Consider the following 21,203-nt stretch of genomic DNA (forward strand, 5'->3'; position numbering starts at 1 on the left):
AAAAAAGTGTTGCCATATGGCATTCACCGGACATGACATTTCGGATCGAGCCAGGCCACGAGTTTACCCGGCGGCAGAATGCCGGCCTGCGGGCGGTCGTGGAAATCAATCACCGCAAGCGCGCCAGGCGGATATCCGTAGGGGATCGCTGCTGCCTGTTCGCCGAGGATTTCGCGCACGATTTCCTCGATCACCGGATTATGGCCGACCACCATCAGCGAGGCGAGGGAGCCTTGGCTGGTGATGATGTCACGATAGGTATCGTCGGCACCGGTATAGAGCGCGTCGATATACCGGATATCCAGGCCTTCGCCCATTGCGCGCCGGAAAACCTCTGCAGTCTGCCTGCAGCGAACGGCTGGGGAACTCAGGATAAGCCCCGGCGCTAAACCGCGATCTGCCGCCATTTCGGCGACCATCCCGGCCTCGGCGAAGCCCGTGTCGTCAAGCGTCCTGTCGAAATCCTTCTGACCCGGAAGCGCCCAGCCGGCCTTGGCGTGTCGGAGAAGGTAGAGCCGGAAACCCGGGGCAGGTGGGGCAGACATAAGGCGGGATCCCAGAAAGTGGATCGGCGGCAGCAGCGTCGATCGCTCGGCTTTAGACGAGCTTTGTCCGCCGGGTCCGCGGAAAGATCAAGTCACAGGGATTTGTTTTTCAACATGCCGGGCATCAGCAGTCCGCCAGGCTGTCGGTTTTGGAACAGTGACGCCCAATATCGGCGCGTTCGCGTCTTGTCCCGCAGGGTGAGGCGTGAAACATGTGCCTATTTTTTGTGCGCCCGCTATTTCGAAAATCGGCACTCGCGGTTTTTCCGATCCTGTGCCCGCAATTTTGGGTATGCATGACGGTTATCGCTCGTAACACTATTTCACGAAAAATGACGAACCTGTAATTTTGATGAAATATTAGCCTGTTAGCCTCGCAGCTAAGCAAAGCTTAAAAAATGGCGTGCTATTTTTCAGAGACTTGAAACGGCGCCTGCATGGGTCTATACACCGCCGCACATGAGATGTTCTTCAGGAGAATCGCGTTGAGTGAGAAGATCGATCTTAGTTCCTTTGTCCTGTCCGAGACTGAGGAATTCATGAATACCAACCAGCGTGCATATTTTAGAGCAAAGCTGAACGCCTGGAAAAACGACATCCTTCGTGAGGCGCGTGAAACGCTCGGGCACCTCGCCGAGGAAAGTGCAAACCACCCTGATCTTGCAGACAGAGCATCTTCGGAAACTGACCGGGCCATCGAGCTTCGGGCCCGTGACCGGCAGCGCAAGCTGATCTCCAAGATCGATGCAGCCCTGCAGCGCCTGGACGAGGGGACCTACGGCTACTGTGAGGAGACGGGCGAGCCGATTGGATTGAAGCGTCTCGACGCACGGCCGATCGCCACGCTCTCGATCGAAGCGCAGGAGCGCCACGAACGGCGGGAAAAAGTCTACCGCGACGAATAACCGCTTCCAGTTCCGAAACATTAAAAAACGGCGCGAGATTTTCGCGCCGTTTTTGTTTGTCCACAGGAGCGCTGGGCTGCTGCTGTATCCGAACGCAATTCCGGGTCAGTTCTTCCGGTTGACGGCGATCTCGTTCAGCATCCGGTTCATCTCGTCTTCCAGCGTCGGTTCCGTCCGTCCGCCCGCAAGGCTCCCGAGCCGTGGTTCCTGGCGTATCACCGGGTTGGGCGAGGGCGCGTTTGCGCGCTGGTCACCGTCGACGCGAACGTCATCGGCGGTCAGCTTGCCGAGGTCACCGGTGATCTGGGCATCGAGGATGCGTTCGAATTCGGCGCTGGAGGTATCCTGCTGGCCCTGTGTGGCCGGCAGGGCGGTTTGCGCTCCCAAGCCCGGCACGGGAGTCGTTTGCGTCACGGGACGCTGCGCGGGAGCTGGCTGGTTCGCGGTCAGCACGCGCGTTCTCGCCGCCTCCAGAATGTCTTCCGGAGACGCGGCCCTCGAGACCGCGACCGTTGGTATCGTGTTCGAGGCCACGGGTTGGGAGCGCGGCTGGGTCGAGACCACACGTTCGGGCATTGATTGGCGGCTGTCGTCCGAGGCGATTGTCTGCGGTCTTGTCGGGGTACCCCTGGCAGCCGTGGTCGAGACCTGGTCGGAGCTTTCGCCATAGAGAACCTGCCCCATCGCGGAAACTGGCGCGGTCCGGGTCTCGGGCCGGGTCTCGGGCCGGGTTTCGGGCTGCGGCGCCGCGCGGCGTTCCGCCATTGGACGCGTTGCTGCTGTTTCCGGAAGGGAGGATGTTGCCGCCACCTGCGGTGCTGCCTGTGTAGCAATGCGGCTCTCGATGACGACGTCCGTCGGACCGCCGATCATGATCAGGTGCTCGACATCGTCCCGGCGTACCAGAACCAGGCGTCTGCGCGTGTCGATGGCAGCTGCATCGAGCACGGCGAGCCGCGGCTGGCGGTTCTTGCCGCCGCGGATGAAGGGAGAAGACGGCCGGTTGCGGATGAACCAGAGCACGGTCACGAGGCAAAAAAGGCCAAGAGCCACAGCGCCCGCGGCAATGACAAAACGGGTACCGTTGTTGCCAACGATATCTTCGATCATGTGCGTCCTCCTTCGTGATATCTTGACCTGCACCCATTTGACGGCTTTTTTCCGATCGAGACAAGCTATGATGCATTTTGTCCAAGTCTCATTGGTTTGTCATCGATGTAGCGTCATTGCCGACTTTGGCGAGGTCGCGCGGGACATTCCCTGTGAATTGACGCCGGTGCCTTTCATAGGTGCTTTCTGCTCTTCCCCGCGGCTGTTAAAGATGATTCTGCTTGGTGTTTCGCGTCCGCCGGCGCGGGTTGCATATCCGCCCCGGCTGCCGCTAAGCGGAGCAGATAGACCGAACCCACGAATTCATTCCGAAGGCGCGCGGCACCGGTTGTAGACGAGGGCCCTATGACGAAATTGCGGCAGGCAGGTGACTATCACATGCCGATTGTGGACCGTGGAAGCCGGCCTGGAACGGTGCTGCGGATCATTCTGCTCGCCATCGTCCTGACGGGTTCGGCCGTTGCGTTTGTCATCTTCAAGAATCAGCTTGAAAACGAGATCGTGCTTGGCATTCTCGGCGTGCTGGCCATGGTCGGCATCTTCTTCCTCGTCTCTTCCGTCATCGGCTTCATCGAGGTCATGCCGCAGTCGCGGCCCGATGAACTCGCCCGCGCCTTTCTCGACGGCCATCGGGACGGTACGCTGGTCACCGACCGCAAGGGCCGGATCATCTATGCGAATGCCGCCTATGGTGCGCTCACCGGCGCGACCAAGGCGACGGAAATCCAGTCGCTCGAAACCATCCTGTCGCGCAATCGGGAGGCGACCGAGGCGATCTACCGGCTGACCAACGGCCTGCATGAAGGCAAGACCGGTCACGAGGAATTCCGGCTGCTCAAGCCGCTTCGCTCGACCGGCGGATCGGCCGGGTCAGGCGCGCACTGGTTTCGGCTGAAGGCGCGCGTGCTGCCGCTCGAGGACGGTGATCGCAATCCGCTCTATATCTGGCAGATTTCCGACATCACCTCCGAGCGTGATGATCAGGAGCGCTTCTTCAAGGAGTTGCAGAACGCCATCGATTATCTCGATCACGCGCCGGCCGGCTTCTTCTCCGCTGGCAAGAAGGGCGAGATCTTCTACGTCAACGCCACGCTCGCCGACTGGCTGGGGCTCGACCTCACGAAATTCCAGCCGGGATCGATGACGATCGCCGATCTGGTGGCGGGCGAGGGGCTGGCGCTCGTCCAGTCTGTGCAAGCCGAACCGGGCCTGAAAAAGACCAAGACGCTCGATCTCGACCTGCGCAAGGCCAACGGCCAGAGTTTTGCGGTGCGCATGGTCCACCGGGTTTCCTCGACCCGCGACGGCGCTCCGGGCGAAAGCCGGACGATCGTGCTTGCCCGCTCCAACGACGATGAAAGCGACCAGTCGGCTTCGATCGCCGCCATGCGCTTCACCCGCTTTTTCAACAACACGCCGATGGCGATCGCCTCCGTCGATGGCGACGGCCGGATCTTAAGAACCAATGCGCCGTTCCTGAAACTGTTTTCGGCCGTCGTCTCGCAGGACGACATGGAGCATGGGGCGCTGCTTGAAGCCGTCGTGCACGAGCCGGACCGGCCGCAGCTGCGCGAGGCGCTGGAGGCGGCCAAGGACCGGCAGGGCGATATCGCCCCGATCGATTCGCTGCATCCGACCGATGAGACGCGGCATTTCCGCTTTTATGTGAACGCCGTCATCGACCAGAGCGACCAGGCGCCGGAAGAGGCGGCGATCGTCTACGCGGTGGAGATCACCGAGCAGAAGGCGCTTGAGACCCAGATGGCGCAGACGCAGAAGATGAACGCGGTCGGCACGCTGGCAGGCGGCATCGCGCATGACTTCAACAACGTGCTGACGGCCATCCTCCTGTCCTCGGATCACCTGCTGCTCTCGGCCCGTCCGTCCGACGCGAGTTTCGCGGACCTGATGGAGATCAAGAGGAACGCCAACCGTGCCGCAGTGCTGGTTCGCCAGCTTCTCGCCTTTTCCCGCAAGCAGACCATGCGGCCGTCCGTGCTCAGCATGACCGACGTCGTCGGCGATCTGCGCATGCTGGTCGACCGCATGACCGGTACCAATGTCAAGCTGGAGGTCGACTACGGCCGCGATCTCTGGCCGGTGCGCACCGACCTCGGCCAGTTCGAACAGGTCATCCTCAACCTTGCCGTCAACGCGCGCGACGCCATGTCCGATGGCGGCGTGATTACGCTGCGCACGCGCAACCTGCCGGCCGCGGAAGTGGCGGCGCTGAACCGGCGCGAACTGCCGGAGGAGGACTATGTGATGGTCGAGGTGTCCGACCAGGGCACCGGCATTCCGCCCGAGATTCTCGACAAGATCTTCGAACCCTTCTTCACCACCAAGGAAGTCGGCAAGGGCACCGGTCTCGGGCTGTCGATGGTCTACGGCATCATCAAGCAGTCCGGCGGCTACATCTATCCAGAATCCGAAGTCGGCAAGGGAACGACGTTCCGCATCCTGCTGCCGCGCTATATCGAGGAAGCGGCCCTTTCGGGCGAGGCCGCTGATATGCCGACTGCGACCGTGCTTGGGACGAAGCCTCCCTCCAAGGCGGAGGAGCCGACCGACCTTACCGGCAACTCGGCTGTGGTGCTTCTGGTCGAGGACGAGGAAGCCGTCCGCCGCGGCGGCAAGCGCATGTTGGAAACCCGCGGCTATACCGTGCACGAGGCAGGTTCGGGCGTCGAGGCGCTCGAGATCATGGAGGAACTGAACGGCGCGGTCGATATCGTCGTCTCCGACGTCGTCATGCCTGAAATGGACGGGCCGACGCTGCTTCGGGAAATCCGCAAGAACTATCCGGACCTGAAATTCATCTTCGTCTCCGGCTATGCCGAGGACGCCTTCGCCAAGAACCTGCCGGCCGACGCCAAATTCGGCTTCCTGCCGAAGCCGTTCTCGCTGAAGCAGCTTGCCGTTGCCGTGCGCGAAATGCTGGATAGCTAATTGCCGGCAACCGGTTGGTCCCCAACAGAAAAGGCTGGCGTCGAACCCAGCCTTCCTTTGTTGTGGAACGGAAAGCACCTAGCGGTCGTTGCGGCTGTTGGCCAGTCGACGGCGTTTTCGCCGCTGGCTTTCGATTGTAGCAACGGGCCTATTTTGCGATAGTGCAAATGTCAGATGCACAACTGGCGCTTTCGTCCGGAGATTTGCCGACTGCAGCCCGAGCAAAGGGTCTGCATGAACCGGCAATCTAAAAAGGGGCAAACCGCGATGAGCAATCCGACGTGGGGCGAGCTGGTAGAAAACAATGTCGAGCGGTTCGGTGATCTGGTCGCCGGCATTGATCCGTTTTTACCCGAGATTCCAGGCTTCTTTGGTCAGCGCGATGAGGGAGCCTGGATAGGCGACTTCGTGAATTTCGTCCTCGACACCATCGAGGGTCATGTAGGATTCGTAAAATTCCAGTCAGCCTATTTCGAAGCCTGTGGCCTCGTTGGCCTGGCAGCTCTTTCAGCAGGAATGAAAAGGGCAAGACAAGCAGGTATTGGTGTCATTCTCGATGCCAAAAGGGGAGATATAGGTGCGACTGCCGCTGCCTATGCCCGCGCCTATCTGACGCCCGTATCTCATGGTGGAAGCGCCGACTTTGAAGCTGATTGCCTCACCGTCAATCCGTTGATGGGGCCGGATACGCTCAAGCCCTTCGTGGATTGCGCCACCCGTTTCGGCAAAGGCCTGTTCGTTCTGTGCCGAACATCAAATCCCGGCGCCAGCTGGCTTCAGGACAAGATGGCCGGCAACCGTCTCATCTCCGATCGTGTGGCCGATTTGATCGGAGGATACGGCACCATTCCCGGCTCTGCCTCTCGCCTGGGCCCGGTCGGGGCGGTGATCGGAGCAACGGCGCCGAATGAAGGCCGGCGATTGCGCCAGTTGCTGCCCTCGACGATCATTCTCGCGCCGGGCCTGGGGGCACAAGGCGGGGATCCCGCTTCAATCCATTCATTGAGAGGCAACATACCCGGCGATCTGCTCGTGCCTGTGTCTCGCGGCCTTAGCCGCGTCGAGGATCGTGGCATTTCAGCCAGTGACTATCGCCAACTCATCATAAGCAGGATCGAAGGGTTCAAAGCCGCAATTGCCTATGACTATGCCGATATCCGAACCCGTTTGGCATAAGCCGGTTCAGGAGCAGACGCGTCGCAAAACTCGCTCCGCAAAGGTCTGAATTCTGCGACCAAGTTTTGCAATACCGTCCAAACCAACGTTCCATATTTCAGCCAAGGGCCAGGCGCCACGCCAGCCCGTCGCGTTTCCCAGCGCCTGTTGGCCTTATTCCAGCGCAACCGCGATCTCGGCGGCAAGGCGAGCGTTGTTTTCGACCAGCGCGATATTGGTTTCGAGGCTGCGGCCGTCGGTCAGTCCGAAGATGCTGTCGAGCAGATAGGGCGTGACCGCCTTGCCGGAAATCTCGTCGCGTTCGGCATTGTCGAGCGCGCGGGCGATGTAGATTTCCATCTCGTCGCGCGGGATCTCGTTTTCCTCAGGCACCGGATTGGCGATCAGCATGCCGCCATCGACACCGAGCAGGTCGCGCATCTTCTGGAAATTGGCGATTGCCGCCGGGCTGTTGAGCATCAACGGGCTCTTCAGGCCAGAATCGCGCGACCAGAAGGCCGGGAAGATGTCGCTGTCATAGGTGACGACCGGAACGCCGCGGGTTTCCAGCACTTCGAGCGTCTTCGGAATGTCGAGGATGGCCTTGGCGCCGGCGCAGACGACGATCACGTTGGTGCGGGCCAGTTCGTCGAGGTCGGCGGAAATGTCGAATGTCTCCTCGGCCTTGCGGTGAACGCCGCCGATGCCGCCGGTCGCAAAGACGCGGATGCCTGCGCGGGCCGCCGCGATCATGGTCGCCGCGACCGTGGTCGCGCCGGTGCGGCGTTCGGCGATCGCAAAGGCGAGATCGGCGCGCGACAGCTTCATCGCGCCTTCGGTCTTAGCCAGCGCTTCCAGTTGCGCGTCTTCCAGGCCGATGTGCAAGATCCCGTCGATGACGGCGATCGTTGCCGGCACGGCGCCTTCCTCGCGGATGATCGCCTCGACGCTGCGGGCCATGTCCAGATTGCCGGGGAAGGGCATGCCATGGGTGATGATGGTCGATTCCAGCGCCACGAGCGGCGCGCCGCGCGCCTTGGCGGCCGCGACTTCGTTGGAATATTCCATCGGCAGAAGGGGTGAAAACGGCTTGGTCATCGCGGGTCCTCTATGGCTTTTTAAGGCGCGTTCATGACAGGATTTCAGCTGGCGGCACAAGCCGAATTGCTTCTCTCAGCATCTCACGCGACATTTTTTCCGACACGGCGAGCGGCGAGCGCACGGTGATACCGGCAGCAGCGACACCGGAACGCAGGCAGATGTCCAGCGGCTCCCCTTCCAGAAATGCCGCTAGGAAACCCGCGGCCAGCGCATCGCCAGCGCCGGTAACATCACCCAGCGTATCGAGGGCAGGCGGGGCGACGCTGATGGTCTGCCCCTGCCGAAATGCGATCGCCGGTCTGCCACCGCGGGTAATGACGCCGCCGGAAAGACCGGCGGCCTGTAGAAGGGTGGGCCATTCTGCAGCCTCAGTCGCATCCCGGCCCGTCAGGGCGCGCGCTTCCGCCTCGTTCATGAACAGAAAGCTGATGCCAGCGAGGCTGTTTGAAAGACGCACGACCTTGGCGGGTGAAATGGCGATGGCAGCGACCGGCTTTGTTTCCTGCGCGGCCCGTTGGATGAGGTTCGCGAGGGTTTCTTCCGGCAGATTGGCATCGGTGACGATAAGGTCGCTCAAAGAAACAACCTCCCGCATGGCGCGTTGCTGCAGCCGCCGCGGGGAGAACAGCCGGTAGAGATCCATGTCGGCGAGCGCGATCACCAGATTGCCGTCGTTTTCGAGAATGGCCGTGTAGCTTGGCGTCTTGCGATCGAGGAAGACGAACGGGTTGTCGATGACGCCCGCGGCGGCGGCGGCCTGGGCGACCGTCTCGCCGGCCGCATCGCCGCCGCGCGGGCTGATCATGCGAACCTTAAGCCCGAGCCGCGCCAGATTGCGCGCCGCGTTGAAGCCTCCGCCGCCGGCCTCTTCGAACCAGGTGCCCGGATTGCTCGCGCCCGGAGCCGTCGTGCCGGAGATACGCCCCCGGCGGTCAAGATGCGCGCCGCCGAAGATGGAAACTTTACTGCCTGTCATGCGTTTTCCCGTGTGCCCCTGCGATCCGATTCGTTCAGCGAGTCTCTTGGCTGCATTTTCTATTCCACTTTTTTACCGGCCTCTGAAAAATCCGGAACAAGAATAGAACATTCAGTCATTTATTACATGGATTCAATTCCATAGACGTCTCTTGCAAAATGAGAACAAAAAGTGTACATAGCTTTCATCGGCGGCTTCATTGCCTCAGCAGCTTCCATAACCTAAAGGTGGATCAAATGGCACAAAACTCTTTGCGGCTCGTAGAGGACAAATCGGTGGATAAAAGCAAGGCACTTGAAGCGGCACTCTCCCAGATCGAACGGTCGTTCGGCAAGGGATCGATCATGAAGCTCGGTGGGAAGGACAGCATTGTCGAGATCGAAACCGTTTCGACGGGATCCTTGAGCCTGGATATCGCACTCGGCATCGGCGGGTTGCCCAAGGGGCGCGTCGTCGAAATCTACGGGCCGGAAAGCTCGGGCAAGACGACGCTCGCACTGCAGACGATTGCCGAGGCTCAGAAGAAAGGCGGAATCTGCGCCTTCGTCGATGCGGAACATGCGCTTGATCCGGTCTATGCCCGCAAGCTCGGTGTCGATCTCGAAAATCTTCTGATCTCGCAGCCGGATACGGGCGAACAGGCGCTGGAAATCACCGATACGCTGGTCCGCTCCGGCGCGATCGACGTTCTCGTCATCGATTCGGTCGCAGCGCTCGTGCCGCGCGCTGAAATCGAAGGTGAAATGGGCGACAGCCTGCCGGGCTTGCAGGCCCGCCTGATGAGCCAGGCGCTGCGCAAGCTGACCGCGTCGATCTCCAAGTCGAACTGCATGGTGATCTTCATCAACCAGATCCGCATGAAGATCGGCGTCATGTTCGGCTCGCCGGAAACGACCACGGGCGGCAACGCGCTGAAGTTCTACGCCTCGGTGCGCCTCGACATCCGCCGTATCGGTTCGGTGAAGGAGCGCGAGGAGGTCGTCGGCAACCAGACCCGCGTCAAGGTCGTCAAGAACAAGATGGCGCCTCCCTTCAAGCAGGTCGAGTTTGATATCATGTATGGCGAAGGCGTTTCCAAGACCGGCGAACTCGTTGACCTTGGCGTCAAGGCCGGCATCGTCGAAAAATCGGGCGCCTGGTTCTCCTATAACAGCCAGCGTCTCGGCCAGGGCCGCGAGAACGCCAAGTCCTTCCTGCGCGACAACCCGGATACGGCGCGCGAGATCGAACTTGCGCTTCGCCAGAATGCCGGCCTGATCGCCGAAAAATTCCTCGAAAACGGCGGACCGGAAGCCGGCGATGGCGATGACGATGCCGCTTTGGCATAGGATCGTCTGATTTTGCCGGATGACGTCGCCGGCCGCTCCTTGACAGGGCGGCCGGTTTTCTTTTGCCGTCTGGACAGGGGTTGGCGCGGACGATAAAAGCCTGTGTTCCAAATGGGCGGGTGTAGGATCAGCGAATATCCGGCGATCCGCGATTTTCAAGAGTTTTCCGGTTCGCGGTCCGGCCATGTTGGTCGCGGACGTCTGATGCAGAGGTAAGGGCGCACTATGAACGGCGTGAATGAAATCCGGTCGACGTTCCTCGACTACTTCAAGAAGAACGGCCATGAGGTCGTGCCGTCGAGCCCGCTGGTTCCGCGCAACGATCCGACCCTGATGTTCACCAATGCCGGCATGGTGCAGTTCAAAAACGTCTTCACCGGTCTTGAGCAGCGTCCCTATTCGACGGCTGCGACGGCGCAGAAATGCGTGCGTGCCGGCGGCAAGCATAACGACCTCGACAATGTCGGTTATACCGCGCGCCACCACACCTTCTTCGAAATGCTCGGCAACTTCTCGTTTGGCGATTATTTCAAGGAGCGGGCGATCGAGCTTGCCTGGAACCTGATCACCAAGGATTTCGGCATTGACGCCAAGCGCCTGCTGGTCACCGTCTATCACACGGACGATGAAGCCTTTGACCTCTGGAAGAAGATCGCCGGTTTCAGCGACGACCGGATCATCCGCATCCCGACCAGCGACAATTTCTGGGCGATGGGCGATACCGGTCCCTGCGGCCCCTGTTCGGAAATCTTCTACGACCACGGCGATCATATCTGGGGCGGCCCTCCGGGCTCGAAGGATGAGGATGGCGACCGGTTCATCGAAATCTGGAACCTCGTCTTCATGCAGTACGAGCAGGTGACGAAGGAGGAGCGCGTCAATCTTCCGCGTCCGTCGATCGACACCGGCATGGGCCTCGAGCGCGTCGCTGCCCTTATGCAGGGCAAACATGATAATTATGACATCGACCTGTTCCGCACGCTGATCGAGGCCTCCGAAGAGGCGACCGGCGTCAAGGCTGAAGGCGACCGCCGCGCCAGCCACCGCGTCATCGCCGACCATCTGCGTTCCACCGCCTTCCTGATTGCCGATGGCGTTTTGCCGTCGAACGAAGGCCGCGGTTACGTGCTTCGCCGCATCATGCGCCGCGCCATGCGCCATGCGCAGCTGCTCGGCGCCAAGGAGCCCTTGATGTGGAAGTTGCTGCCGGCGCTGGTTAGCCAGATGGGCCGCGCCTATCCGGAGTTGATGCGCGCCGAAGCGCTGACTTCCGAAACGCTGAAACTCGAGGAAACCCGCTTCCGCAAGACGCTGGAGCGCGGCCTCGGCCTTCTCTCCGATGCGACGGCTGATCTCTCGGAAGGCGACCGGCTGAACGGTGAAACCGCCTTCAAGCTCTACGACACCTATGGTTTCCCTCTCGACCTGACGCAGGACGCGCTACGCGCCCGCGGCATCGGCGTCGACACCGATGCGTTTTCCGCCGCCATGGAACGGCAGAAGGCGGAGGCGCGCGCCTCCTGGTCCGGCTCCGGCGACAAGGCGACGGAAACCATCTGGTACGAACTCAAGGAAAAGCTCGGGGCAACCGATTTCCTTGGCTACGACACCGAGACCGCCGAAGGCGTCGTTCAGGCAATCGTGCGCGACGGCAAGGCGATCGAGACCGCGTCCAAGGGCGAGACGGTTCAGCTCGTGCTCAACCAAACGCCGTTCTACGGCGAATCCGGCGGCCAGATGGGCGACACAGGTGTGATTTCAACCGACGGCGCCAAGCTGACGGTGACCGACACGCAGAAGCGTGGTGAAGGCCTGTTTGTGCATTCCTGCGTTGTGGACGAAGGCACCGTCAAGGTCGACGACGCCGCTGCGCTCACCGTCGATCACGCCCGCCGCTCGCGGCTGCGCGCCAACCATTCGGCGACCCATCTTCTCCATGAAGCTCTGCGCGAAGTGCTCGGCACCCATGTGGCGCAGAAGGGCTCGCTGGTCGCGCCCGAGCGCCTGCGTTTCGACGTTTCGCATCCGAAACCGATGACGGCCGACGAGCTGAAAGTCGTCGAGGAGATGGCCAACGAGATCATCGTGCAGAACTCGCCGGTGACGACGCGCCTGATGAGCGTCGATGATGCGATCGCCGAGGGCGCCATGGCGCTGTTCGGCGAAAAATACGGCGATGAAGTCCGTGTCGTATCGATGGGGCAGGGCATTCATGGCTCCAAAGCCAACCGCCCCTATTCGGTCGAGCTTTGCGGCGGCACCCATGTCGGCGCCACCGGCGAGATCGGCCTGGTGCGGATTGTCGGTGAAACTGCCGTCGGTGCCGGCGTTCGCCGCCTCGAAGCGCTGACCGGTGCGTCCGCGCTTACCTATCTCAACGAGCAGGATGAGCGGGTGAAGACGCTCGCCACCACGCTGAAGGTGCAGCCCGCAGACGTTTTGACCCGCGTCGAAACACTGATGGACGAGCGCCGCAAGCTGGAGCGTGAGCTGAACGAGGCAAAGAAGAAGCTGGCGCTCGGCGGCGGTGACGCCAATGGCTCTGCCGATCAGGTGCAGGAGATTGCAGGCGTCAAGTTCCTCGGCAAGGTCGTAACCGGCGTCGAGCCGAAGGATTTGAAGAGCCTTGCCGATGATGGCAAGAAGAGCCTCGGCTCCGGTATCGTCACCTTCGTCGGCGTTTCCGCGGATGGCAAGGCGAGCGCCGTGGTTGCCGTTACCGACGACCTGACCGGCCGCTTCAGCGCCGTCGATCTGGTTCGCGTCGCTTCTGCCGCGCTCGGCGGCAAGGGCGGCGGCGGCCGCGCCGACATGGCGCAGGCTGGCGGCCCGGACGGAGCGAAGGCGAAGGATGCGATTGACGCGGTCGGCGCGGCGCTGGCTGCTTAGCCTGCTTCAGGTTGATGGCGATGACGAAAACCGGGCTGAAAGGTCCGGTTTTTCTTTGGCTGTTTACTTTTCCCGTGCGGCGCGCAACTCCGCAGGATTTGTCAAATGCCGATATGCTTCTGTCTCGCTGTTCGGCTTGCATGAGGATCGACATGAGGGAAGAGAGCATCTGGGCGGTTTACGAGCAGCGTCTGCATCGCGTATCGGCCTATATCCATGATCACTTGGACGAGGAGCTCGATCTCGATCGGCTCTCCGAAATCGCCTGCCTGTCGCCGCATCACTGGCACCGGATCTACCGGGCGGTGCACGGCGAGACGCTGGCGGCGACAGTCAAGCGGCTTCGGCTTCACCGGGCCGCAGGCGATCTGGTGCGCACCAGCCTTCCTGTCGAGGAGATTGCAAGACGAACGGGCTATCCCAACCTCCAATCCTTCAACCGGATTTTCAAATCGGTGTTCGGCATGCCGCCGGCCCGGTATCGGCGAGAGGGAAGCCACACGGTCTTTCAATCGATATCGGAAAAAGGACTTGGCGAAATGTACGATGTGACAATGAAAACCCTGGCGCCACGCGAGCTGGTCGGCGTCAGCCACACGGGCTCCTACATGGGGATCGGCCGCGCCTTCGAAACGCTTGGCGGCACGCTGCAGGCCCGTAATCTCTACCGGCCGGAGATGAAGATGATCGGCGTCTATCTCGATGATCCGGAACTGGTGCCGGAAGACAAGCTGCGCTCCTTTGCCTGCATGACGGAGGGCGAGCATGTGCCGGCCGAAGCGCCGCTGGTTCACCGCCACCTCGATGGCGGCGAGTATGCGGTGCTGCGGCACAAGGGACCTTATGCCGATATGCACAAGGCCTATCAATGGCTCTACGGCGAATGGCTGCCGCACTCTGGCAGAGAAGTCCGCGATACGGTGATGTTCGAGGAATATATCAACAACCCGCGCGACGCCGCGCCGACGCAGCTGCTGACGGATATCCATCTGCCGCTGAAATAACGGATTGCCGGCGCGCGGCGGCTATACGACAGCCGCACGCCGGCATCATTATAATCCAGCTAAATAAACCGCCCATTGGCGAGCGGCAATCATGGGGATGGCTCGAAGACCCCCCAGTGCCCCAATCCTTCCAGGACACCATCTGCGACGGACCTCTTGGCGCAATAAATATCCAGCCTATTCCCTGCGATTGCCTGCAACTCCGGAAGCGCATTGCCGACGACGATGCCGCGCACGCCCGGTAGCTCGAACATGCTGCGATCATTGTTCGTATCGCCGGCGACGACGACATCATCGTGCGAAAGGCCAAGCTGGCGGCAGAGCCAGGAGAGCGCCGCTCCCTTGTCCACGCCCGCCGGCAGGATGTCGAGATCGCGGTTGCTCGAATAGACCAGGCGGGCTGCTATCCCCGCAGTTGCCAGCCGTTCCTCGATACTTGCCAACGTCGCCATGTCGGCGTCGTGCAGGTACCAGCTTGACTTGTGGGCATGCTGATATGCATCCGGCTGGACAACGACATCCGCGACGTCGGCGAGCGCGGCAGCAATCAGCGCCCGGTCGAAACCGGCACCGATGGAGCGGGTGTAGAGCTGCGCGTGGGAGGGTTCACTCTCGTTGTGCAGCATGGTTCCGACGCCGCCGATATAGACATCCGGTGAGGGAAGGGCCGTGGTGGCGATAAAGGCCCTTTGATCCTCGATCAGCCGGCCGCTATTGACGACGAGCAGTGGCCGGTTTTCCGGTTGAAGACTTTGCCACGCCTCGCAAAACCGGGTCTCCGCTGCCCGGTCGCCGGCCAGCGTGCCATCGATATCGCTGCAGAGCAGCCGCACGCGCCTCAATCCCCGTCCGTCCATGGCTCCGCCCATTCATTGTCGTCCATGGCCTGCGGCATCGGGCGTCCCTCGACGACACCGATCAGTTGCTGGGCGATCCCGGTCCAGGTGAACAGGCTGCGCGCCTTATGGGCGCCCATGCGCGACAGGCGGCCATAGAGCCGCTCGTGTTTCAGTGGCTTCATCATGGTGATGCCGAGATCGTATTTATCGAAGGGGTCGGCAAACAGCGCATGGCGACCATAGCTCACCGCCCGGAAAAGCCCGCCATGAATGGTGATGATGGTCGGCGTGCCACTGGCCATGGCTTCGATCGCCGTCATGCCGAAGGGCTCGTAACGGCTGGACAGCACGAAAATGTCGGCGGCGCGATAGAAATCCGGCAGGTCCTCGTCGGTCACGAAGCCGGAGAAAACGACCTGGTCCTGAAGTCCGAGAGAGGCGACGCGATCCTTCAATTCGGCAAGAAGGGCCGCCTCCTGCTCGTCCATGTTCTCGCCACCGACGGCCAGATGAAGCCGCGCTTCCGGCTCACGCTCGGCAAGCACGGAAAACCCGTCGATCAAGAGGTCGTACCCCTTGTTGGTGGCAAGCCGCCCGAGCGCCATCACCACCTTTCCTTCGAAGCCGAAACGCTGGCGGGCCATCTCGCGTGTTGCCTTGGAAACGGGGAAGAAGCGGTTGTCGTCGTAGCCCGGCGGAATCATGTGAACCCGATCGCGCGGCAGATTGTAGTCAGTCACGAGCACCTCCACCTGGATCGGTGTCGTGGCGATCACCATGCTGCAGGAGCGGTAGATGATCAGTTCGTGCTTGATGCGTTCGGAAAAGTTGAATTCTTTCTCGAGCGTATCCGCCTTGTCGGGATAGTCGGTCTCCATCTGGCGTTTTTTCCAGAGACCCAGCGAATGCGGCGTGTGGATATGGGTGACCCCGAGCGCTTCCGACAAACGCTGGCCGGCAATGCCGGCGTCCCAATAGTGGCTGTTGATCAGCGTATAGGTGAAATTGTTCCTGCGGATGAATCGGACGGCATTTTCGCACCATTCCATCAGATGCCTGTAGAGGTACTCTTTTGGAATGAAGTCCTTGCCGCCGCAGGGGATGCGGATGATGCGCACGCGCTCATCGACCTCATCGAATTCCGGCTGATCCTCAAAGCGGCGGGTGTAGATATCCACCTCATGGCCGAGCAGCGCCAGCTTGCGGGCAAGTTCGATCACGTAAACGACCTGGCCCCCTGTATCGGCGGCGCCAAGCGGCGGTTCGGCCGCGACGTATCCGTGGGTTGATACCAGCGCGATGCGGGGAAGATACGAATGGGGTTTGTCAGTGGAAACAGTCATTTATCAGCTGTCACGATCTTTTTTGGGAGGTGAAGCGTGCGCGGCACGCAGAAGGGTTCACATCGCGAACGATCGGAAGCGGAAAAGGTTCCAATAAAAAACCCGGCGCGAGGCCGGGTTTTGAATTTTGCGGATCGAGCCTATCAGGCAGCCATCGCCTTCTTCAGGTTCTCGTCGATCTTGTCGAGGAAGCCGGTGGTCGAGAGCCAGGGCTGGTCGGGGCCGATGAGCAGCGCCAGGTCCTTGGTCATGAAGCCGGCTTCGACGGTATCGACGCAGACCTTTTCCAGGGTGTCGGCAAACCGGGCAAGTTCGGCATTGTCGTCGAGCTTGGCGCGGTGGGCGAGGCCACGGGTCCAGGCGAAGATCGAGGCGATCGAGTTGGTCGAGGTTTCCTCGCCCTTCTGGTGCTGGCGGTAATGGCGGGTCACGGTACCGTGGGCGGCTTCGGCTTCTACCGTCTGGCCGTCCGGCGTCATCAGAACGGACGTCATCAGGCCGAGCGAGCCGAAGCCCTGCGCGACGATGTCGGACTGGACGTCGCCGTCATAGTTCTTGCAGGCCCAGACATAGCCACCTGACCACTTGAGCGCCGAAGCGACCATGTCGTCGATCAGGCGGTGTTCGTACCAGATCTTCAGTTCCTTGAACTTGGTCGCGAATTCCTCGTCGAACACCTTCTGGAAGATGTCCTTGAAGCGGCCGTCATAGACCTTGAGGATGGTGTTCTTGGTCGAAAGATAGACCGGCACCTTGCGCTGGATACCGTAGTTCAGCGAGGCGCGGGCGAATTCGGTGATCGATTCGTCGAGGTTGTACATGCCCATGGCAACGCCGGCTGACGGGGCGTCGTAGACCTCGTGTTCGATTTCCTTGCCGTCGTCGCCGACGAACTTCATGTAGAGCTTGCCCTTGCCGGGGAACTTGAAGTCGGTGGCGCGATACTGGTCGCCGAAAGCGTGACGGCCGACGATGATCGGCTTGGTCCAGCCCGGAACGAGGCGCGGCACGTTCTTGCAGATGATCGGCTCGCGGAAGATCACGCCGCCGAGGATGTTGCGGATCGTGCCGTTCGGCGACTTCCACATCTTCTTCAGCTCGAATTCCTCGACGCGGGCCTCATCCGGGGTAATGGTCGCGCACTTGACGCCGACACCATGTTTCTTGATCGCGTTGGCGGCATCGATCGTCACCTGGTCGTCGGTGGCGTCGCGGTTTTCCATGCCGAGGTCGTAATATTCCAGATCGATATCCAGATACGGATGGATCAGCTTATCCTTGATGAACTGCCAGATGATGCGGGTCATCTCGTCGCCGTCGAGTTCGACGACGGGATTGGCGACCTTGATCTTTGTCATGATGCAAACCTCTGCATGGGGTTGGAATGGAAACGGGGTTGGGCCCCTATAGCATCCAGTTCACCACAGGCAAAGGCATAGAGTGCATGAATTCGTTGGCGTTTCGTATGGGGCGGGGACGCAGTTTAATGCCCCCGTGCCGCCCTTGGAAAATAGCCGGCGGGAGACTTTGGATAGCTGCGCTTCTCCCTCGCCAGAATGGCGGGTGCATCGAGGGAGGAGATCGATGCTTCGCGGCCGGCCGGCACCAGTCCATCAAGCTGCAACGCAAGGTACCGCCCGCAGCAGACCCTGAGGAAGGACGTGAAGTTTTCGGGCGCATGTCCTTCCTCGAGCGATTCCATGTAGAGCCGCCCGATCAGGCGGCCGACCGACATGCCGTCGCGTCCGCCAATGTCTTCGAGAATGGACCAGAAGAAGCTTTCAAGCCGGATGCTGGTCACTACGCCATCGATCCGCACCGAGCGGGTGACACTCTGCCAGAGCGCCGGATCGGCGCCGATGAATAGCCTGCACATCTATTCCTCCCAGAATTCCGGCTTTCCATGAGCCACGATGTTGTCCGATTTCGCACGTTTCGGACGACATCATGCCCCGGAGTGTCCGCCCTTTGGCGCGGCCTGACAAGGGGTTGTCAGGCTGCCGAGCGCGTCAGCGAAGGGCTATGGCGGATCTCGGTGCCGAGAACCTTGAGGAACTGGCCGATCCATGCGGGATGGGCAGGCCAGGCCGGAGCTGTCACCAGATTGCCGTCGGTGACAGCCTGATCGACCGGGATCTCCGCGTAGTGGCCGCCCGCAAGCTCGACATCGAAACGGCATGCCGGATAGGCCGAGCAGGTTCGCCCTTTCAGCACGCCCGCAGCAGACAGTAACTGTGCGCCATGGCAGATGGCTGCGACCGGTTTCCCCGTATCGAAGAAATGCCGGACCATGGCGATAACGGCGGCGTCGAGCCGCAGATATTCCGGCGCCCGGCCGCCGGGGATGACAAGGGCATCGTAGGTATCGGCTTTGGTGTCGGCGAAAGTGGCATTCAGCGTAAAATTATGGCCGCGTTTTTCCGAATAGGTCTGATTTCCCTCGAAATCGTGGATAGCCGTCGCGATCTGCTCGCCGGCCGCCTTGCCGGGGCAGACGGCGTGGACGGTGTGGCCAAGGGCGAGCAGCGCCTGGAACGGCACCATGGTCTCGTAGTCTTCGGTGAAATCGCCGCAGATCATCAGAATTTTCTTGCCGCTCATCTTATCCTCCATCGTGTTGCGTGCGGGAAAACAATGCCATGTGCGCTTTGCGGCCGGGTATTAGCCGGTTACTACATCGGGAGGACGCGATAGGCCGGCCAAAGCGCATAATATCGGCCTCGCGCGCCGCCGTGAAAATGGTTATGACCGTGATCGCCCGGCGCAAGCGCCGGTTATAGATGTGAATCGGGAGATAATTATGAAGCGCTTCGTGTTTTTGCTTCTTGCCTGTTGTGGTGTCTCGACGGCCGAGGCGGCCGATCCGGCGGCACCCGTCAAGGAGATCATGCAGGAAGCGGTCAAGGGCTGGGCGGAAGAGGCTCAGCCGGGCGAGGACTATTTTTCCGTAGCCCGTCTTGGACGTATCTATAGCCAGGATTTTGCCATGACCTATCGCGAGGCTGCGAAATTCCCGGCCTATGACGAGGGCGATTCGCCCTTCGACTACGATGTCATCGTCGGCGGCCAGGACAGTTGCGCCATCAAGGACCTTTCCGTGACCGAGGGTCCGGAAACAGGCGGCAAAAGCGACGTGACGGTGACCTTCGACAACACCCATTGCTTTGGCGAGCGCGGGGCAGACTGGAAGCCGAGCGAGTTGCATTTCATCGTGATCGAGGAAAGCGGCCATCCGGTCATCGACGATATCGTCAGAGCTAGCGATGCGGGATCGCTCAAGGCGGAGCTACAGGGCATTGCCAGTCAGGGTACTGGCGCCCAGTAAATCGGCTTGGCCGGCGCGGCTTTCAAAATCGCTCCAACTGTGCGAGGGAAGCGCCGCAAAGGACTTAAAGGCGAAGCCATGGCAGGAACGAACAGCGAGCGCGAACTACTGACGGAGGGCCCGGCGGTCATTCTGGTGCACCCGCAGCTTGGCGAGAACATCGGCATGGTGGCGCGCGCCATGGCCAATTTCGGCCTTGCCGAGTTGCGTCTCGTCAATCCGCGCGACGGCTGGCCGAGCGAGAAGGCGAAATCGGCTGCAAGCCGCGCGGATCATGTCATCGAAAACGCCAAGCTCTATGCTTCGACCGAAGAGGCAATCGCCGATCTCAATTTCGTCTATGCGACGACGGCGCGGGACCGCTATGGCTACAAGCCGGTCCGGTCTCCGCTTGTCGCGGCCGAAACGCTTCGCCAAAAATTCTCGGCAGGGCAGGCGACGGGCATCCTGTTCGGCCGGGAGCGCACGGGTCTCACCAACGAGGAAATCGCGCTCGCCGACGAGATCGTCACCTTTCCCGTCAATCCGGCCTTCGCCTCGCTCAATCTGGCACAAGCGGTTCTGCTCATGTCTTATGAGTGGCTGAAGACGAGCATGGTCTCGCCTGAGGAAACATCGTTTCAGGCGCTGTCGCAGAAACCGGCGACGAAGGAACATCTGCAGGGCCTGTTCGATCACGTTGAGGAAGCGCTGGATGCGCGCGGATATTTTCGCCCGGTCGCCAAAAAGCCGAAATTGGTGGAAAATCTGCGCGCTGTCCTAACCCGCCCGGCCTTTACCGAATCCGAAATTCGTCTTGTGCGAGGCGTCATTTCTTCGCTAGATCGCTTCACCCGCGAAGCGCCGCGCGGTGCCGGAGCACCGGAAAATTCGCGCGCGAAAAAGGTTGACGATGCCGGTGACGACCTCTGAGCTGAAGCCCATCCTCGTCTTCGACAGCGGCATCGGCGGGTTGACCGTGCTGCGTGAGGCGCGCGTCCTGATGCCGGAGCGGCATTTCATCTATGTCGCCGACGATGCGGGTTTTCCCTATGGCGGCTGGGACGAGGCTGCGCTGAAAGGACGGGTCGTTTCCCTGTTTGCCAAGTTGCTGGCCGAGCACGACCCGGAAATCTGCATCATCGCCTGCAATACCGCATTTACTCTGGTCGGCGCCGACCTGCGTGCCGCCTTTCCGGAAATGCGTTTCGTCGGCACCGTTCCGGCAATCAAGCCTGCCGCGGAGCGCACCCGCTCGGGTCTCGTTTCCGTGCTGGCAACGCCCGGGACGGTCAAGCGCGCCTATACGCGCGATCTCATCCAGTCCTTCGCCTCGCAATGCCATGTCCGGCTGGTCGGCTCGGAAAATCTGGCGCGGATGGCGGAAGCCTATATTCGCGGCGACGCGGTTGATGATGCGGCGATTCTTGCCGAGATCGAACAGTGTTTCGTCGAGCAGGACGGCCGCAAGACCGATATCGTCGTGCTCGCCTGCACGCACTATCCCTTCATGGCCAACGTGTTCCGCCGCCTCGCGCCCTGGCCGGTCGATTGGCTCGATCCAGCCGAGGCGATCGCGAGGCAGGCTCGCCGGCTGGTGCCGCTGCCGGAAGGCTTCGAGCCGCTGAACGGCGTGGACCCGGCAATCTTCACATCTGGCTGCCCGGACTTCACCACCCGTCGGCTGATGCAGGGTTTCGGGCTTACCATACGGTAAAGGAAATCTTTCTTAACTGTGGGTTTCGGTTCTGCCGG

General features: G+C 61.1%; 18 protein-coding genes. 9 read left to right on the forward strand and 9 right to left on the reverse strand.

The window, feature by feature from the left end; genetic code table 11:
* Window positions 1-23: 23 nt before the first annotated feature.
* Window positions 24-545, reverse strand: coding sequence for a SixA phosphatase family protein (locus ACSQ3F_RS16095; RefSeq protein ID WP_436101146.1), 522 nt, complete (start codon window positions 543-545; stop codon window positions 24-26).
* Between the two features lie 485 nt (window positions 546-1,030).
* Between ACSQ3F_RS16095 and dksA the strand changes: the two genes are divergently transcribed.
* Entirely contained in the window at window positions 1,031-1,450 is a 420-nt protein-coding gene (gene dksA / locus ACSQ3F_RS16100) for an RNA polymerase-binding protein DksA (RefSeq protein WP_018324683.1), read from the forward strand.
* Between the two features lie 105 nt (window positions 1,451-1,555).
* Here dksA and ACSQ3F_RS16105 read toward each other — a convergent pair whose 3' ends face one another.
* Window positions 1,556-2,560, reverse strand: a complete 1,005-nt coding sequence (locus ACSQ3F_RS16105) for a flagellar biosynthetic protein FliO (protein WP_436101147.1) — start codon at window positions 2,558-2,560, stop codon at window positions 1,556-1,558.
* 345 nt (window positions 2,561-2,905) lie between these two features.
* Here ACSQ3F_RS16105 and cckA point away from each other — a divergent pair, with 345 nt between their 5' ends.
* Window positions 2,906-5,509 carry a cell cycle histidine kinase CckA gene (gene cckA / locus ACSQ3F_RS16110; RefSeq protein WP_436101148.1) on the forward strand — a complete coding sequence of 868 codons (2,604 nt, stop codon included), beginning with the start codon at window positions 2,906-2,908 and terminating at the stop codon, window positions 5,507-5,509.
* A gap of 234 nt (window positions 5,510-5,743) precedes the next feature.
* Window positions 5,744-6,685: an orotidine-5'-phosphate decarboxylase gene (gene pyrF, locus ACSQ3F_RS16115; protein ID WP_436101149.1), complete on the forward strand. Its 942-nt coding sequence runs from the start codon at window positions 5,744-5,746 to the stop codon at window positions 6,683-6,685.
* Between the two features lie 153 nt (window positions 6,686-6,838).
* On the opposite strand, the gene ACSQ3F_RS16120 is transcribed toward pyrF, so the two are convergent.
* Both ACSQ3F_RS16120 and ACSQ3F_RS16125 read right to left on the reverse strand, forming a co-directional pair.
* Window positions 6,839-7,762 carry a pseudouridine-5'-phosphate glycosidase gene (locus ACSQ3F_RS16120; RefSeq protein WP_436101150.1) on the reverse strand — a complete coding sequence of 308 codons (924 nt, stop codon included), beginning with the start codon at window positions 7,760-7,762 and terminating at the stop codon, window positions 6,839-6,841.
* A gap of 31 nt (window positions 7,763-7,793) precedes the next feature.
* Window positions 7,794-8,741, reverse strand: coding sequence for a carbohydrate kinase family protein (locus tag ACSQ3F_RS16125; protein WP_436101151.1), 948 nt, complete (start codon window positions 8,739-8,741; stop codon window positions 7,794-7,796).
* 236 nt (window positions 8,742-8,977) lie between these two features.
* Between ACSQ3F_RS16125 and recA the strand changes: the two genes are divergently transcribed.
* From recA to ACSQ3F_RS16140, 3 genes are all read left to right on the forward strand, one after another.
* A complete protein-coding gene (gene recA, locus ACSQ3F_RS16130) occupies window positions 8,978-10,069 on the forward strand; it encodes a recombinase RecA (RefSeq protein WP_436101152.1) in 1,092 nt (363 codons plus the stop codon).
* Between the two features lie 225 nt (window positions 10,070-10,294).
* Window positions 10,295-12,958, forward strand: a complete 2,664-nt coding sequence (gene alaS / locus ACSQ3F_RS16135; RefSeq protein ID WP_436101153.1) for an alanine--tRNA ligase — start codon at window positions 10,295-10,297, stop codon at window positions 12,956-12,958.
* A 152-nt stretch (window positions 12,959-13,110) separates the two neighbouring features.
* Window positions 13,111-13,962 carry an AraC family transcriptional regulator gene (locus ACSQ3F_RS16140; protein ID WP_436101154.1) on the forward strand — a complete coding sequence of 284 codons (852 nt, stop codon included), beginning with the start codon at window positions 13,111-13,113 and terminating at the stop codon, window positions 13,960-13,962.
* Window positions 13,963-14,051: 89 nt separating this feature from the next.
* Here ACSQ3F_RS16140 and ACSQ3F_RS16145 read toward each other — a convergent pair whose 3' ends face one another.
* From ACSQ3F_RS16145 to ACSQ3F_RS16165, 5 genes are all read right to left on the reverse strand, one after another.
* On the reverse strand, window positions 14,052-14,831 hold the full coding sequence (locus ACSQ3F_RS16145; RefSeq protein WP_436101155.1) for an HAD-IIB family hydrolase: 780 nt from the start codon (window positions 14,829-14,831) through the stop codon (window positions 14,052-14,054).
* Window positions 14,801-16,144 (reverse strand): glycosyltransferase family 4 protein, encoded by a 1,344-nt coding sequence (locus ACSQ3F_RS16150; protein WP_436101156.1) that lies wholly within the window; start codon window positions 16,142-16,144, stop codon window positions 14,801-14,803. The genes ACSQ3F_RS16145 and ACSQ3F_RS16150 overlap by 31 nt, the downstream gene beginning before the upstream one ends.
* Window positions 16,145-16,287: 143 nt before the next feature.
* The gene (locus tag ACSQ3F_RS16155) at window positions 16,288-17,502 is read right to left on the reverse strand and encodes an NADP-dependent isocitrate dehydrogenase (protein WP_436101157.1); all 1,215 of its coding nucleotides are present in this window, start codon (window positions 17,500-17,502) and stop codon (window positions 16,288-16,290) included.
* A gap of 125 nt (window positions 17,503-17,627) precedes the next feature.
* Window positions 17,628-18,020 (reverse strand): ribbon-helix-helix domain-containing protein, encoded by a 393-nt coding sequence (locus ACSQ3F_RS16160; protein ID WP_436101158.1) that lies wholly within the window; start codon window positions 18,018-18,020, stop codon window positions 17,628-17,630.
* 116 nt (window positions 18,021-18,136) lie between these two features.
* A complete protein-coding gene (locus ACSQ3F_RS16165; protein WP_436101159.1) occupies window positions 18,137-18,745 on the reverse strand; it encodes a DJ-1/PfpI family protein in 609 nt (202 codons plus the stop codon).
* Between the two features lie 199 nt (window positions 18,746-18,944).
* Here ACSQ3F_RS16165 and ACSQ3F_RS16170 point away from each other — a divergent pair, with 199 nt between their 5' ends.
* The 3 genes from ACSQ3F_RS16170 (at window position 18,945) to murI (ending at window position 21,165) form a co-directional block, all read left to right on the forward strand.
* Complete coding sequence (locus ACSQ3F_RS16170; RefSeq protein WP_436101160.1) at window positions 18,945-19,469, forward strand: hypothetical protein; 525 nt, start codon at window positions 18,945-18,947, stop codon at window positions 19,467-19,469.
* Window positions 19,470-19,547: 78 nt separating this feature from the next.
* Window positions 19,548-20,381 carry an RNA methyltransferase gene (locus ACSQ3F_RS16175; protein WP_436101161.1) on the forward strand — a complete coding sequence of 278 codons (834 nt, stop codon included), beginning with the start codon at window positions 19,548-19,550 and terminating at the stop codon, window positions 20,379-20,381.
* On the forward strand, window positions 20,368-21,165 hold the full coding sequence (gene murI, locus ACSQ3F_RS16180) for a glutamate racemase (protein ID WP_436101162.1): 798 nt from the start codon (window positions 20,368-20,370) through the stop codon (window positions 21,163-21,165). The genes ACSQ3F_RS16175 and murI overlap by 14 nt, the downstream gene beginning before the upstream one ends.
* The last annotated feature ends 38 nt before the right edge of the window (window positions 21,166-21,203 follow it).

The organism is Pararhizobium sp. LjRoot238 (assembly GCF_964252955.1).
In the GTDB taxonomy this organism is placed as follows: Bacteria; Pseudomonadota; Alphaproteobacteria; order Rhizobiales; family Rhizobiaceae; genus Pararhizobium.